General features: G+C 67.4%; 14 protein-coding genes. 4 read left to right on the forward strand and 10 right to left on the reverse strand.

The genetic code is table 11. From position 1 onward, the window contains the following. Positions 1–69 precede the first annotated feature (69 nt). The 5 genes from OG203_RS10235 to yajC form a co-directional block, all read right to left on the reverse strand. Complete coding sequence (locus OG203_RS10235) at positions 70–642, reverse strand: adenine phosphoribosyltransferase (RefSeq protein WP_405165440.1); 573 nt, start codon at positions 640–642, stop codon at positions 70–72. Positions 643–679: 37 nt separating this feature from the next. Further along, positions 680–2,401 carry an ABC transporter substrate-binding protein gene (locus tag OG203_RS10240; protein WP_405165441.1) on the reverse strand — a complete coding sequence of 574 codons (1,722 nt, stop codon included), beginning with the start codon at positions 2,399–2,401 and terminating at the stop codon, positions 680–682. A gap of 17 nt (positions 2,402–2,418) precedes the next feature. Then, positions 2,419–3,642 (reverse strand): protein translocase subunit SecF, encoded by a 1,224-nt coding sequence (secF, locus tag OG203_RS10245; protein ID WP_405165442.1) that lies wholly within the window; start codon positions 3,640–3,642, stop codon positions 2,419–2,421. Positions 3,643–3,647: 5 nt separating this feature from the next. Then, positions 3,648–5,423, reverse strand: coding sequence for a protein translocase subunit SecD (gene secD / locus OG203_RS10250; protein WP_405165443.1), 1,776 nt, complete (start codon positions 5,421–5,423; stop codon positions 3,648–3,650). 177 nt (positions 5,424–5,600) lie between these two features. Further along, complete coding sequence (gene yajC, locus OG203_RS10255; protein ID WP_405165444.1) at positions 5,601–6,011, reverse strand: preprotein translocase subunit YajC; 411 nt, start codon at positions 6,009–6,011, stop codon at positions 5,601–5,603. A gap of 358 nt (positions 6,012–6,369) precedes the next feature. Here yajC and OG203_RS10260 point away from each other — a divergent pair, with 358 nt between their 5' ends. Next, positions 6,370–7,716, forward strand: a complete 1,347-nt coding sequence (locus OG203_RS10260; protein ID WP_405165445.1) for a hypothetical protein — start codon at positions 6,370–6,372, stop codon at positions 7,714–7,716. A gap of 60 nt (positions 7,717–7,776) precedes the next feature. On the opposite strand, the gene OG203_RS10265 is transcribed toward OG203_RS10260, so the two are convergent. Beyond that, entirely contained in the window at positions 7,777–9,267 is a 1,491-nt protein-coding gene (locus OG203_RS10265; RefSeq protein WP_405165446.1) for a flavin-containing monooxygenase, read from the reverse strand. Positions 9,268–9,303: 36 nt separating this feature from the next. On the opposite strand from OG203_RS10265, the gene OG203_RS10270 reads away from it, so the two are divergent. Continuing rightward, complete coding sequence (locus OG203_RS10270; RefSeq protein WP_405165447.1) at positions 9,304–9,969, forward strand: TetR/AcrR family transcriptional regulator; 666 nt, start codon at positions 9,304–9,306, stop codon at positions 9,967–9,969. 148 nt (positions 9,970–10,117) lie between these two features. Further along, on the forward strand, positions 10,118–10,717 hold the full coding sequence (locus OG203_RS10275; protein ID WP_405165448.1) for a DivIVA domain-containing protein: 600 nt from the start codon (positions 10,118–10,120) through the stop codon (positions 10,715–10,717). 415 nt (positions 10,718–11,132) lie between these two features. On the opposite strand, the gene ruvB is transcribed toward OG203_RS10275, so the two are convergent. The 4 genes from ruvB to OG203_RS10295 all read right to left on the reverse strand — a co-directional run bounded on the left by ruvB (position 11,133) and on the right by OG203_RS10295 (position 13,910). Beyond that, positions 11,133–12,215 (reverse strand): Holliday junction branch migration DNA helicase RuvB, encoded by a 1,083-nt coding sequence (ruvB, locus tag OG203_RS10280; protein ID WP_405165449.1) that lies wholly within the window; start codon positions 12,213–12,215, stop codon positions 11,133–11,135. A gap of 6 nt (positions 12,216–12,221) precedes the next feature. Further along, the gene (gene ruvA / locus OG203_RS10285) at positions 12,222–12,824 is read right to left on the reverse strand and encodes a Holliday junction branch migration protein RuvA (RefSeq protein ID WP_405165450.1); all 603 of its coding nucleotides are present in this window, start codon (positions 12,822–12,824) and stop codon (positions 12,222–12,224) included. Continuing rightward, positions 12,821–13,390: a crossover junction endodeoxyribonuclease RuvC gene (gene ruvC, locus OG203_RS10290; protein ID WP_405165451.1), complete on the reverse strand. Its 570-nt coding sequence runs from the start codon at positions 13,388–13,390 to the stop codon at positions 12,821–12,823. The genes ruvA and ruvC overlap by 4 nt, the downstream gene beginning before the upstream one ends. Positions 13,391–13,481: 91 nt before the next feature. Then, complete coding sequence (locus tag OG203_RS10295) at positions 13,482–13,910, reverse strand: acyl-CoA thioesterase (protein WP_405165452.1); 429 nt, start codon at positions 13,908–13,910, stop codon at positions 13,482–13,484. 144 nt (positions 13,911–14,054) lie between these two features. On the opposite strand from OG203_RS10295, the gene OG203_RS10300 reads away from it, so the two are divergent. Continuing rightward, positions 14,055–15,530 (forward strand): alpha/beta hydrolase, encoded by a 1,476-nt coding sequence (locus OG203_RS10300; RefSeq protein WP_405165453.1) that lies wholly within the window; start codon positions 14,055–14,057, stop codon positions 15,528–15,530. The last annotated feature ends 12 nt before the right edge of the window (positions 15,531–15,542 follow it).

Genomic DNA, 15,542 nt, shown 5'->3' on the forward strand with positions numbered 1-15,542 from the left:
TCGGCTCGGGGTCACTTGCGGGAGAGGACCGAGCGCCCTCTCTCCGCGTGTGCGGGGAACCGCAGCAGGTCAGACCTTGACGATGGAGGTCAGGGGGTAATTGCCCTGGTGGTCACGGCCGTTCAGGAAGGTGAGTTCCAAAACGACAGCGGCGGCGATTACTTGGGCGCCTGCCTGGGCGAAGAGGTCGGCTGCGGCGGCGAGGGTGCCGCCGGTGGCGAGGACGTCGTCGAGGAGCAGGATGCGCTTGCCTCGAAGATCGGCGCCGTCGGCCGGGATTTCGAGGGCGGCGGTGCCGTATTCGAGGTGGTATTCGCGGCGCAGGACGGGCGGGGGCAGTTTGCCTGCCTTGCGGACAGCGAGCACGCCGGTACCGAGGCTGGCGGCCACGGCCGCGCCGATCAGGAAGCCGCGGGCGTCGACGCCGGCGACGAGGTCGGCGTCGGGGGCGCAGGAGGCGAGGCAGTCGATGACGGTGCGGAAGCCTTCGGCGTCGGCGAAGACGGGGGTGAGGTCGGCGAAACGGACTCCCGGAGTGGGGAAGTCGTCGCGCCAGCGGGTCAAACGTTCGACCGCTTCGGCGGCCCGGCCGGTCCGATCGGCGGCTAGCTCATCGGATTCGATCGCCGCGTGCTTACTCATCGACACCTCTCCATCATCACAACACCCACAGCACCTGTCACCTTTTCAGCACCCAGCGGTCCATGTTCCACCCGGACCCCGCCTGGTTGGGCGCGGCTATCCCGTTCTGCAAACCACCGCCGAACGCGATGGTGCGCGGGGAGGCGAACAGGGGGATGCTCGGCAACTCCGCCCACAGCAGGTTTTCGGCTTCGGTGAGCAGGTTCAGCTGTGTGGTCGAGTTGTCGTCGGCCGCAAGCTGATCGGTGATCGCATCGTAACGGCCGTTACCGTACCGCCCGAAATTGAGCCCGCTACCGGAGCGCAACGCACTGGTAGCCGCGACCCCGCTCATCGATCCGGCCGGGCCGGGCGCGGACGCGGTGCTGGCCAGGATGGCGTCGACTTTGCCCTCGGTGAGCTGGGACGGCGTGAAATCGGGCGCGCCGGCGTCGACGATGGTGATGCCGGCCGGTTTACACGCGTCGGTGATCATCGCCACGGTCTGCGCGCGACGATCATCAGGGCGCAGGTAGCCGATGCGGATGGTCGGATTGGGTGTCTTCGACGCCGCGACGGCCTGGGTCGCGCCGGGCACGTCACCGCCGTTGAACTTGCCCGCCGCGCCGATGACCGACGGGTAGTACAGCGAATCCTGTTGCACGATATGGGAGTTGAGCGGGCCCGAGCCGAGCCCGTCCTTTGGCGCGTCCGGCATCTTGCCGAGCTTGTCGAACAGGGCCTGGCGCGGCACGCACAGGGCGAGCGCCCTGCGCAGGTCGTTCGAACCGAGCACTCCCCCGGTCGCAAGCACCAGCTGCTCGACGCCGCGGCCCGGCACGTTCTGCACCCGGAATCCGTCCAGGTTCAGGTCTTTCACGGATCCGGCGCCGATATCGACGACACCCATGGCGCTGTCACCGATCTTGGACTTCAGATCGACGGTCTTGGGCCACACCATGATTCGACCGGTCGCGGGCTTGTTACCCCACCACCGCTCGTTGGCGACCAGCACCAAACCGTCCTTCTGACTGAAGGATTCGATCCGGTACGGCCCGGACGACGGGAACTTCGCCAGGTCGAGATTGCCGGTGCCGAAGTTCCAGCCGGTGTTCCAGAAGTCGGCGATCCGCCCGAGCGCGCTCGGATCGCCGGTTTGCAAGGCGGACACCACATTCGGCACGTTCGCCGCCTGCGCCGCGACGTGCGCGGGCATGATCTCGCCCGCGGTGAACAGGTTGCGCCACGGCAGGTAGTGCCGGTCCGGCCGGAACACCACGGTGGCGTCGTGCGATCCGGGCTGGCAGTCCACCCGCTCGATATCGGAGTAGCCCGCGGTGCTCGCGGCGTCGAACAGCGGAACCGGCCCTCGGTCACCGGGTTTGGTGAATCGCCCGCTGCGCGCGGCCCAGGTGAGCACCAGGTCGTCGCACGAGGTCGGCACGCCGTCGGAGTACACGCCGTCCGGGTTGAGCCGGTACTGGATGGTCAGCACGTCGGCTGGCGTCTCCTTGGCGCTGCCGAAGTCGGTGTCGGCGACCTGCTGACCGTCCGGTCCTGTGTAGAAGAACCCGGTGAGCACCCGGCCGAACACCGAGGTCGATCCGGTGCTCGCGCCGAGGGTGCTGCCGCCGTTGTAGCTGGCGACGGTGCCGTCGACGGCATAGCCGATAGACGGCACCTGGTTCTTGCTCGAGCACCCGGCCGCCAACCCGGCGGCCAGGGTGCCCGCGACCAACACTCCGATCAGACGTACCGCTCGGCTGCGTGGCTGTCGCATGAAACCCCTTGCCTGTGTCAGTGCCGCCGCTTCTGCCGTTTCCCGCTCGGGCGCGCGCCCGGTCGGGGCGCCTGCCCCGGTTCCCGCGGCCTGCGCGGTTCGTCGCTGCCGTATCGGCCGGTCGCGGTGCTCGCCCGGCGCTCCGCCTCGACACCCGCCCGCGCGCTGGCCACGCCGGCCCGCCGGGACTTGATCTTCTCGGTGTGCCTGGCGACCGGGCCCCAACGCTCCTTGATCGACACCAGCAGCGGTGTCGCGAAGAAGATCGAGGAGTAGGTGCCGACCAGCAGACCGACCAGCTGCACCAGCGCCAGGTCCTTGAGCGTGCCGACGCCGAGCATCCAGACCGCGATCACCATCAGGCCGACGATCGGCAGGATGCCGATGAGGGCGGTGTTGATGGACCGCATCAGCGTCTGGTTCACCGCGAGGTTGGCCTGCTCGCCGTAGGTGCGGCGGTTCAAATGCAGGATGCCCCTGGTGTTTTCCTCGACCTTGTCGAAGACGACCACCGAGTCGTACAGCGAGAAGCCGAGGATGGTCAGGATGCCGATCACGGTCGCCGGGCTCACCTCGAAGCCGACGAGCGAATACACGCCCGCGGTGACGGTGACGTCGAAGACCAGCGCGGCCAGCGCGGCGATCGCCATGTGCGGTTCGAACCGGATGGCGATGTAGGCGGCGACCAGCACCAGGAACACCGCGAGCGCGATGAGCGCCTTACGGGTGATCTGGCTACCCCAGGTCTCGCTGACGTCGGAGGCGCTGATCGCGGCGCGGCTGGGGGTGCCGTCCTTGCCCTTGGGCTGGAACTTGGCGAACAGCGCGTTGTTCAGCGCGTCTACCTGATCCTTGTTGAGTGCCTCGGAGCGGATCAGGATGGTCGCGTTGCCGCCACCGCCGACGGTCTGCACCGAGACGGGGTCGGTGCCGATCACGGAGCGGTAGATATCTTCGGTCTGGCTCTGGCTCGCACCCGCGGCCGGGAACTGGATCCGTGAACCACCCTCGAAGTCGATCCCGAAGTTGAAGCCGCGGAAGATGATGCTGCCCAACGAGATCAGGATGATGGTCGCGGTGATCAGGTACCACATCCGGCGCTTGCCGATGACGTCGATGGCACCGGTGCCGGTGTAGAGCCGGTTGAAGAAGCCGTGCTTGGGCGGCTCGGTCACCGCGGCGAACACGTCCGTGGTCTCGGCCGGATTCTGGGTGCGCGAGGTGCTCGTGTGATTCGTCATCTCGTTCACGCCTTCCCGAGTGCGGCCTCGGCCGCCTTCCGCTCGCGCGCGACCTGCTGGATCGCACCGAGCCCATTCACCGACGGTTTGGCCCAGTAGTTCGTGCGTGAGGCGAGCAAGACCAGCGGCGAGGTCACCAGGAACACCACGACGACGTCGAGGATGGTGGTGAGGCCGAGGGTGAACGCGAAGCCACGCACCTGTCCGACCGCGAGGATGTAGAGCACCGCGGCGGCGATGAAGCTGACCGCGTTGCCGGACAGAATGGTCCGGCGGGCCCGCTGCCAGCCACGCGGAGCCGCGGAACGGAAGCTGCGGCCCTCACGCATCTCGTCCTTGATACGTTCGAAGAACACCACGAACGAGTCGGCGGTCATACCGATACCGATGATCAGACCGGCGATACCGGCGAGGTCGAGGGTGAACCCGATCCATCTGCCGAGCAACACCATGATGCCGTAGACCGCGAAACCCGAAGCCACCAGCGAGAATCCGGTGACGAACCCGAGCATCCGGTAGTAGGCGAGGCAGTAGACCAGCACCACGGCCAGGCCGATCGCACCGGCGAGCAGACCCGCCTTCAGCGAGGAGAGCCCCAGCGTCGCCGACACCGTCTCGGCCTCGGAGGTCTGGAACGACAGCGGCAGCGAACCGTACTTCAGCGTGTTCGCCAGTTCCTTGGCCGAGGCCGCGGTGAAGTTACCCGAGATCTGGGTGCGGCCACCCTGCTGCGGACCCTGCTGCACGGTCGGCGCGCTGACCACCTTGGTGTCGAGCACGAAGGCGACCCGCTTGTTGACGTATTCGCCGGTGAGCTGGGCCCACGCGTCGCTACCGCCGGACTTGAACTCGAGGTACACCTCGTGTCGCGCCTGCTGGGTGTTCAGGCCCGAGCTCGCGCTCTTGATCTCCTGACCGTCGATGCGGCTCTTGTCGAGCAGCAGAATCTCCTGGCCGTCGGTGGAGCAGGCGACCAGCGGCAGGTTCGGATCGTCGTTGCCCTGCAACGGGTCCGGCTTGCTGCAGTCGAGCGTGGCCATCGCGGCCTGCTGGATGCTCTGATCGGAGCTCTGCCGGATGGCCTTGGCGTCCTGGATGTCCTTGGTCGCCTGTTCCTGCGGCGTGAGGTTGTTCGGCTCGGCGGGCGGCTGTGTCGGCGTTGGCGGCTGGGTCGGCGTCGGCGGCTGGGTCGGGCCCTGAGCCGGGAACACACGCTGCTGCGGTGCCGGCTCCGAGGCGGGAGGCGCGGGCTGGCCGCCCGAGGCGGGCGCACCGACCGAAGGCGCTCCCTCACCCGGCACCGGCGGCGCGACCTCACCCGCGGCGGGCGGGGCCCCGTCGCCCGAAGCCGGTGGCGGTACCGCACCCGGCGGCGGCTGCTGCGCCTGGCCGCGCTGGGCGGCGGGCACGGCGGTCAGCACCGGACGGATGTACAGCTTGGCGGTGGTCGCCAGCGCGCGCGCCTGCTGCCCGTCGTCACCGGGCACCGTGATCACCAGGTTGTCGCCGTCGATGACGACCTCGGACCCGGCGACGCCGAGACCGTTGACCCGGTTCTCGATGATGTCCTGCGCCTTTTTCAGGCTGTCCTGGTTCGGCCTTCCGCCGTCCGGGGTGCGAGCGGTCAGCGTGACCCGGGTACCACCCTGGAGGTCGATGCCGAGCCGTGGTGTCGAGGATTTGTCACCGGTGAAGAACACCAGCGCATAGATCACGGCCAGCAGCGCGGCGTAAACACCGAGCAGCCGGAGCGGATGCGCCGATCCCTGGGAAGGTGGCACAGTACGTCATCTCCTAGGCGGGAAGTCGAGAGTGGAACAGGCAGGCACACACCAGCGACGCCGGGTGCGGACAGTAGTGGCGTGAGCGACGGGGCCCGCGGATCGGGCACCGCCGCGGCGTCGGCCGTTTGGCCTCGGTCGCGGCGGCATCCGGCGCGTGGGCACGCCGAACGGACATCAGTCCTTGGTCAGCCGGGTCTCGGTCTGCGCGGCGGATTCCTCGACCGCGTCGGCCACGTTCGCGCCGTTGGTGTCGGCCACGTGCGCGCCGTTGGTGTCGGCAGCGGGCGCGTCGACCGCGATCGTGTCGGCGTCGGCCTCGTCGGCGACCGTGGTCTCGACGCGGACCTCGCGGATGGCCGCGCGCAGCCACGTCGTGACGACCTCCTCGGCGATCTCGAGATCAACCGTGGTGTCGTCGAGATCGACGACGGTGCCGTACAGCCCCGACGTGGTGATGACCTGATCGCCCGCCTTGAGGGTTTCCTGCATGTCGGTGACCTTGGCGGCTTCCCGCTTCTGACGGCGGACGCCGAGGAACATCGGCACGAGCAGGGCTACCAGCAGCAGCGGAAACAGAAGTTCCATCGTCGAAGTCAGTCCCTAGTCTTGTGGGTGGGATGGGTATGTACCCAGACAGTCTGCCAGTTCGTGTCTCCGCCGCCACACCGGCACACCTGCTGGGGAGCGCGAATGTGCCCGTCGGCCATATCGCACGGCGAATTCGCGGCGATCACCGGAGTCCGAAGAGCCCGGTCGGTTTGCCAGGAAATTCTCCGGCCGGAAACCCGTCCGTAACGAATTCCGTTGGCCTACAGTAGAAATCGCAGGGAATTCATCAGCGCAGGACGTCCCGACGGCGTTGCCGGGGAGCCTGATCTTCGCACGAACTCATCGATCTTCGAGCCGTGTCTCGGGACCTTCTGTGCCTTCACAAAGGGGAACGATGATGGCCAAGGAAGCCAGAATCGACGTTAAAACACTGCTCCAGAAAGCCGCAGGGGATCTGTCCGCGCCCGCGCTCTACGACCTGGCGCGGATGGCCGAATCGGGCGCCTGGTTCGGCACGCCGGTCGCCAGGAACGGCGAACCGGCCCGGCACCCGGACTACCAGTGGCCGCTCGTGTCCGAGCACTCCTACCTTGGCAAATACGGCAAGGGCACGGCGGAGGTGCATCTGGCGAGCGGGCACGAACGGCTGGTCAACCCGATGATCTTCGCCGACGGTTTCAACTACGGGCCGAGCGACCTCGACGCGCTGTGGCAGTGGTTCAACCACCCGTATTCCGACGCGGGTGAGCGCCTGTTCGACCAGTTGCTCGCCGCCGGCATCGACATCGTGTTGCTCGGTTTCGACGCCCGGCACGACTACATCCAGGTCAACTCGGGCGTGGCGCGGGCCTGCATTGGCAAGGTCATCGCCGAGCAGCAGGGCAAACGGCCGCTGATCGTCGGCGGCGTGAGCATGGGCGGCCTGATCACCCGGCACGCGCTCGCCGCGATGGAGCGTGCCGACGAGGATCACCAGACCGGGACCTATCTGTCCTGGGATTCGCCGCACAACGGGGCGTGGATTCCGCTGGTCCTGCAGCAGATGGCGTACTTCTTCGAGTTCTTCGAGACGGGCACGCCGGGTAAGGCAAGCAAGGCCAGCCTGATCCGCAGCCCCGCGGCCCAGCAGCTGCTGTGGGCCTGGGTGGAGGACGCGCGGTATTCGGGTCCGGTCGCCACCGCGTCGCCGCTGCGCGCCCAATTCGTCCAGGAGATGGCCGATTTGGGTGGGTTCCCGCAGCGACCGGTCCGGCTCGGTGTCGCTAACGGTCGCGGCGACGGGCAGGGGCCAGCGCTGCCCGCCGGGGAGATCGCCTTCGACAAGAAGTTCCTCGGCGGCATGGTCGGCAGCGCCACCGCGCGCTACCAACCGGCGTTCGGCGACAAGCAGTCGGTCGGCGGGATGCATTTGGGGCTGACCGCGCGCACCACGACGACCACCGGGGTGGCACCGTTCGACGGCGCACCCGGCGGGATGCTCGACTCGTTCGGGCAGGTCGCCACCACGCTCGGCATCGATATGGAGGAGGCGAAGCGCTGGAGTTGCTTCGTTCCGTCGGTCAGCGCGATCGCGTTGGACTTCGACCCGATGACCTGGGAGGTCGAGCTCGACAAGGATCTGCGCAAGGTGACCGCCGAGCAGACCGCGCTCACCGAATTCTGTTGCAACGCAACCAATACCGAGCACTCGATGGTGACACCGATGCTCGCGGAGTGGGTGCTGCGCAAGATCGCCAAGTAGGAAAATGGCGAGCCCCGCCGGGGCGTATCCGGCGGGGCTCGCGCAACGGGGCGTCGTGGCTCAGGCCGACTTTCCGTACACGTAGTCGTCGAGCGGGAAGCTGACCGCCTCGCGGTGGGCGTTGAGGGTGCTGGTCGGGCGCAGCAGCGCGGCCTCGCCGTGCGGGTTGAAGTAGTAGCTGCGCGCGGTGGAGCAGTCGCCGCCGTAGAAGACCGAGGTGCCGAGCTTGTCGGTGACCCGGTCCAGGAAGCCCGCGTTGGCCGCCTCGGTCACCTCGAAGGTGTCCTCGCCGCGCCGGAACAGCTCACCGAAGAGCCGTCCCATGTGCTTCATCTGCGCCTCGATGGTGGTGAAGTAGGACAGGCCGCTGTAGGAGTACGGGCTGTTGAGGCTGAGGAAGTTCGGGAACTTCGGCACGGTGATGCCCTCGTAGGCCTGGAAACGGTTGTCCCGCCAGAACTTTCCGAGATTGACGCCGTCGCGGCCGATGATCTCGATGGCCGGGAAGTTCACGTCCCACAGGTTGAATCCGGTGGCCAGGATTAGCGTGTCGATCTCGGTCTTGTGCCCGTCGGCGGTGACGATGCCGTCGGCCTCGATGTGATCGATCGAGTTGGTCTCCAGCCGCACGTTCGGCTTGTTGAACGTGCGGAAGTAGGCGTTGGAGAAGGTGGGGCGCTTGCAGCCGAAGTCGTAGTGCGGGGTGAGCTGCTTGCGAGTTTCCTTGTCCCGCACCGAAGTACGCAGATGCGCCTTGGCGAGGATGCCCGCGGCCTTGTTCAACGGCTTGGCCTGGGTGTAGTGCAACACGCCGACCACCATGAGCGCCTCGAGCAGGCTGGTGTTGAACAGCCGGGCCGCCTTCTGGGTGGCAGGCACCCGGTCGAACAGCTTCTGCACCGGCTTCGGGATGGCGGTGTCGATCTTGGGCACCACCCAGATCGGGGTGCGCTGGAAGACGGTGAGCGCCTGCGCCTTCTTGGCCACCTCGGGCACCAGCTGCACGGCGGTGGCGCCGGTGCCGATGATCGCCGCCTTGCGACCGGTGAGGTCGAAATCGTCCTCCCACGCGGTGGTGTGGATGATCTTGCCCGCGAACGAGTCGATGCCGGGGAACGGCGGGGTGTAGGGCTGGGAAAGGAAGCCCGTCGCGGTGAGAAGGTAACGGCCAGTGAGGGTTTCACCGCCCGCGACCGACACCACCCACTGCTGGTGCTCCTCGTCCCAGCGGGCGCCGTCGACCACGGTGCCGAAGCGCATGCGGCGGCGCAGGCCGTATTTGTCGGCGATATGGCCCGCGTACTTCTTCAGCTCCGCACCCGGCGCGAACAGTCGCGTCCAATACGGGTTCGGCTCGAAGGAATACGAATAGGTGACCGAGGCGATGTCGACCGCGAGGCCGGGGTAATGGTTGACGTGCCAGGTGCCGCCGAGATCGCTCTCGCGATCGAGGATCACGTAATTGCTCAGGCCGAGCCGATCGAGCTCGATGCCCGCCCCCATGCCACCGAATCCCGCACCGACCACGACCGCGTCGTACTGAGGCGCCACTCCGAACCTCCAGGTATGTGAACCGTCTATCACAGAATGACACATCATTCCGCTTGTGACGACTGTATCATCGAGGGCGTGACGAAGCCATTGACGCGTGCCGAGCGGCGCAAAGCCGAGCTCCGCCAGGAAATCATCGACACCGCCTTCGTCTGCTTCTCGGAGAAGGGCTATCACGGCACCGGGATCGCCGATATCGCCGGTCACCTCGGCATCGGGCACGGCACCTTCTACCGCTACTTCAGCAACAAGCGCGACATCATCGACCACGTCATCGACGACCTGTCGGCCAAGATCATCGACACCCTCGGCACCGAGAACGCCCCCGACGCCGCGACCACGCTCGACGAATACCGCGCACAGACCGACCGGATCGGCCAGGCGCTGACGCACATCCTGATGGACGACCGCCGGGTCGCCCAGCTGCTGCTCGTGCACGCACCCGGCATCGACGAGGAGCTGACCGCGCGCCTCTACGGCCTGCTCGACATGGCCGATGCGCTCACCGCCGGGTATCTCGACCACGGCGTCGAACTCGGTTATCTGCGAGCGGATTTGGATACGGTCAATACCGCGCGGGCGGTCACCGGCATGCTGCTCGCCGGTATTGTGCACGGCTTGCGCGACACCGACGCCGGGTCCATCCAGGGTCTCAACGAGGCCATTCGGCGGCTGCTGATCGACGGTGTCCGCAAGGATTGAGCAAATCGATAAGCCCCCTGACGGCCTTGGCGGCGTTAAGGTGAGAGAACAATTCCGACGTGTCCGCCAGGGGGCGCTCGTGGTCGCAAGAGACCAGGGAGTACGAAAAACGCACATTCCGACGGACCAGCGCACCGGGCCTGACACAATGTCGCCCGTGACCCCCGAGGATGTGAGCCGAATCAGTTTCGCGACACCACCATTCGGGCAGCGTGGTTATCACGCGGACGAGGTGGACGCCTTCCTCGACCTCGTCGCCGCCACCATGGCCGGACGGGGCGCCCTCGCCGCCGACGATCTGCGGCACGTCACCTTCGGCGCGCCCCGGCCCGGTGGGCGCGGCTATCGCGCGGATCAGGTCGACGAGTATCTGGATCAGGTGCGCGTCGAGCTGGAGATCCGGCAGCGCGGTGCGCGGCCGGCACCGTCGGGCAACGGGCAGTCGATGCTGACCCCCGATGACGTGCGGCGGATGCGGTTCACGCTGTCACCGGTCGGTCATCGCGGATACCACGAAGACGAAGTCGACGCGTTCCTCGACCTGGTCGCCGCGACCCTCGCACACGGCGGCCCCGGCAGCCTGACCGTCACGGATGTGCGCTCGGTGCGCTTCACCGGCGCGCGCCTCGGCACCCGCGGCTACCAACGCGACGAGGTCGACGCCTTCCTGGACCTGGTGGTCACCGCACTCCAGCACGCCGAACACCAGCACCACCGCTGGACCCTGCACCGCGACGCCACCGAGTAGCGCTGCGACACAACATCACCCGTCGACGCGAGTCATATGGTCGCCAGATGATCTCCAACAGCGACCATATGACTCGCCTCGATGCCGCGTTCACATGAGGTCGAGTACAGCAGACCATCCGGCCGCATCCCCGAATCCAGCGGTCGAGGTGCTGCCGCATGCCGAGCATCAGCGCCGCCGGGAGACACTGCACCGGCAGCCACCAAGTAACGCTGCGACACAACACCACCCGTCGACGCGAGTCATACGGTCGCCAGATGATCTCCAACAACGACCATATGACTCGCCTCGAGACGAAAGCCCCTGACATGGGTTCGAGAACAGCAGTCGGCGACAGGGGTGCCTATCGAGGCGAGTCGTATGGTTGCTGATCGATCTTCGACAGGCACCATGTGACTCGCCTCGAGACGCGATCTCACTCGAGGAGGTCGAGGGTGGGTTGGGGTTCGCGGCCTCGGACTTCGATGGAGCCGAAGACCAGGTCGGGGGGTGGGACGAGGCCGAGGTGTTCCCAGGCGGCGGCGGTGGCGACGCGGCCGCGGGGTGTGCGGGCGACCATGCCCGCGCGGACGAGGAATGGCTCGCATACCTCCTCGACGGTGGCGGCCTCCTCCCCCACGGCCACCGCGAGGGTGGAGACGCCGACCGGGCCGCCGCCGAAACTGCGCACCAGCGCGGCCAATACGGCGCGGTCCAGGCGGTCGAGGCCGAGCACGTCGACGTCGTACACCTCGAGTGCGGCCTGCGCGATGGGCAGGGTGACGATGCCGTCGGCGCGGACCTCGGCGTAGTCGCGGACGCGGCGCAGCAATCGGTTCGCGATGCGTGGCGTGCCACGGGACCGGCTGGCGATCTCGGCGGCGGCCTCGCGGTCGATCTGCACGCCGAGGATCTGCGCCGAACGCAGGATGATGAGCAGCAGCTCGGCGGGGTCGTAGAAGTCCATGTGCCCGGTGAAGCCGAAGCGGTCGCGCAGCGGACCGGTCAGCGCACCGGACCTTGTCGTCGCGCCGACCAGCGTGAACGGGGCGATATCGAGCGGAATCGAGGTCGCGCCAGGGCCTTTGCCGACGACCACGTCGACGCGGAAGTCCTCCATCGCCAGGTACAGCATTTCCTCGGCGGGGCGGGCGATCCGGTGGATCTCGTCGATGAACAGCACGTCACCGTCGACCAGGTTGCTGAGCATGGCCGCGAGGTCGCCCGCGCGTTCCAGCGCGGGGCCGGAGGTGATGCGCAGCGCGGTGCCGAGTTCGCCCGCGATGATCATCGCCATGCTGGTCTTGCCGAGGCCGGGCGGCCCGGACAGCAGCACGTGATCCGGTGTGCCGCCGCGCTGTTTGGCACCGCGCAGCACCAGCGCCAGCTGCTCGCGCACGCGGGGCTGGCCGATGAAGTCGTCGAGCGACTTCGGGCGCAGGCTGGCCTCGATCTCACCGTCTGACTTCAAATAGCTTGGTGTGACCTGGGATTCGTCTACTTCTTCTTCGTGATCCATGCCGTGCTACCGATTCTTGCCGAGCAGGTTGAGTGCGGCGCGCAGCCCGACGGAGGTGTTGGCGGCTGGCTGTTCGGCGAGGACGGAGTCGATGGCCTGCTCGGCCTGTTTGGTCGGGAAACCGAGGCCGATGAGCGCCTCGACCACCTGGTCGCGCACCGGCGTGATGACCGGGGTGGCGGCGCCGGGCGGACCGGCTTGCACCGGAACAAGATTCACCTTGTCGCGCAGCTCGACCACCATGCGTTCGGCACCACGCTTGCCGATGCCGGGGACCCTGGTGAGCGCGGCGACATTGCTTTCGGCGAGCGCCTTGCGCAGCGCCTCGGGCTCCAGCACCGCGAGGACGGCCATGGCAAGGCGGGGGCCGACGCCGGACACCGTTTGCAGCAGGCCGAACAGGTCGCGGGCCTCGGTGTCGGCGAAGCCGAACAGCGTCATCGAGTCCTCGCGGACGATCATCGCCGTATACAGCCGGGTTTCCTCGCCGCGGGTCAGCGTGGCTAGCGTGGCCGGGGTGACATTGAGTCGGTAGCCGATGCCCGCCGCCTCGATCACCGTGTGGTCGAGGGCGATTTCCAGCACCTCACCGCGTACCGACGCGATCACCTCTTTACCGCCTTCCGTTGTTCGGCAAGCCGTTCCGCGTACTTGCGTTGCGCCTCGGCCGCTTGGGCTTCGGCCTTGGCCATCCGTTCCATCAGTGGCGCCCGCCAACAATGGCAGATGGCCAGCGCGAGCGCATCCGCCGCGTCGGCGGGTTTCGGTGCGACCTGCAGCCCGAGTATCCGGGTGACCATCGCCGTGACCTGCGCCTTGTCCGCGGTGCCGTTGCCGGTCACCGCGGCCTTCACCTCGCTCGGCGTGTGGAACGCGACCGGTATGCCGCGGCGCGCGGCCGCGAGCGCGATCACCCCGCCCGCCTGCGCGGTGCCCATCGCGGTACGCACATTGTGCTGGGCGAAGACTCGTTCGATCGCGACGGCCCCTGGTTTGTGGGTGTCCAGCCACAATTCGGCGGCATCGGAAACCTGCAGTAGTCGCTGCGCGAGGTCCATGTCGGGCGGGGTGCGGACCACGTCGACGGCGATCGCGGTGACCTTGCGGCCGATCCCGCCCTCGACGATGCTGAGGCCGCACCGGGTGAGCCCGGGGTCGACGCCCATGACCCGCACGAAATCCCCTCTCACAGAGACGAACAACTGTTCGAGAGTTTAGCGGAGGGCGGGTCGTTCACCGTCCAGCGACACGGGGTGTGCCGGGCGCTTACGGCGTCGCCGGTAGGCCGAGCAGTTCCGGTTTACTGGCACGTGCCGCCCACTCCCGCGCCGGATCGCTGACCAGACGTCTGGCCCGCAGGTCGAGCAGGCCGCTGACGTGGATCACCGTGGCGGCCACCTCCCCGTCGGCGCGGGTCAGGATCTGTTCGACGCGGTAGGTCTTGCCGGTCCCCCATAGCCATACGCAGGACACGTCGACCGAGTCGCCACCGCGTAGCTCGCGGTGGAATTTGATCGTCGTCTCCAGATTGACCGGTCCGAACCCGTCCGCGATCAACTCGCCGACCGAGATGCCCGCGGCCTCGACGCAGGCGAAGCGCGAGTGGTCGGCGAACTGGTGATAGGCCGCGCCGGTGACATGGAGCTGCGGATCAAGATCGGACACCCGGACTTCGATACGCGTACTGAACGACACGACCCCGACTATGCCACCGCCCACCGACAAGTTTCGGAAATGACCTGGCTCACCGAGACTCTCGACCAGCCGACCGCGCAGCACACAGGTTGGCTGGAGCCGATTCACAGGCTGCCTCGAGGAACGGTGTCGACAATGCCGTAGGTGTCTGCCCTTGGAGTGCCGTTTGCCGCGCCCGCGATCCCGGTGCCACCACCGGCCCCGCAGTTGCCGTCGGCGAATCTGAATCCGAACTATCAGAACACCTTTCATCATGGGATCTCCCTGTTGCATGGGTGGCTGCCGTTGACCGTCGAGATCGTCGCGGTGGTCGTGCTGCTCGTCGCGGTCGCGCGAAGAACGCGGCGGTGGTGGGTGATTCAGGTGCCGGTGTGCGTGCTGATCGGCGTCATCGGGGCGCTGGTCACGCGGTGGTATGTGTCCAATCAGGGGTTGGCGTCCGATCCCGCGCCCGCGCAGCTGTGGGCCTGTGTCGGCGGAACGGTCGGCGCGCTTGCCGTCGCGGTGCTCGGCTGGCGGGGCGCGTCCTGGTGGCGGCGCGGGGTCGCGGTGCTCGCGATTCCGTTGACCCTGCTCAGTACCGGTCTCGTGCTCAACCAGTGGGTCGGCTACTACCCCACCGCCGAGTCCGCGTGGAGTGCGCTCACCGCCGGTCCGTTGCCGAACCAGACCGATATCGACGCGTTGGGTGGATTGCGCAATACCGACGTGTCGACCGGCAAGATCGTGCCGGTCCAGATTCCCGACTCGGGCAGCGGTTTTCCGCATCGCACCGAGTACGTGTATCTGCCGCCCGCGTGGTTCGCCGGGCCGACCCCGCCCACGTTGCCCGTGGTGATGATGATCGCCGGTGAGTTCAACACGCCCGCCGACTGGATCCGCAGCGGCCAGATCATGCCCGCCGTCGACCAGTTCACCGCCGCCAACGGTGGTCGCGCCCCGATCCTCGTCTTCGTCGACTCCAGCGGCGCCTTCAACAACGACACCGAATGCGTGAACGGCCCGCGCGGCGACGCCGCCGACCACCTGACCCGGGATGTGCCGAGCTACCTCGAATCTCGCTTCGCCGCCTCCGCCGACCCCGCGCAGTGGGCGGTGGTCGGCTGGTCCATGGGCGGCACCTGCGCCGTCGATCTCGCCGTCATGCATCCAGAACTGATGCACACCTTCGTCGATATAGCCGGTGACATCGGCCCTGATTCGGGCACCAAAGAACAAACCATCACCCGCCTCTTCGGCGGCAACGCCGACCAGTGGGCCGCGTTCGACCCGCTCACCGTCATGGCCAAGCACGGCCAATACACCGGTGTCGCAGGGCTTTTCGACGACCTCACGCCGCCACAGCGCCGCAACCCGACCGGCAATGCCGCGCCGCACGGTCGTCCACCGCAGGTCGCGGACGACGATACCGCCGGAATGGGCGGCCACGACGGCTTCATGAACTCCGGCGAGGTCGGCGCCGCGCAAAAGCTGTGCGATCAGGGCCGGCAGGTCGGCATCGACTGCACCATCCACACCACCCAGGGCGGCCACACCTGGCAATTCGCGTCGGCGGCCTTCACCTCGTCACTGCCGTGGATCGTCGCCCGCCTCGGCCTCCCCACCCCCAACGCCACCTGACCAACGGGACAT

The organism is Nocardia sp. NBC_01499 (genome assembly GCF_045040275.1).
Taxonomy (GTDB): Bacteria; Actinomycetota; Actinomycetes; order Mycobacteriales; family Mycobacteriaceae; genus Nocardia.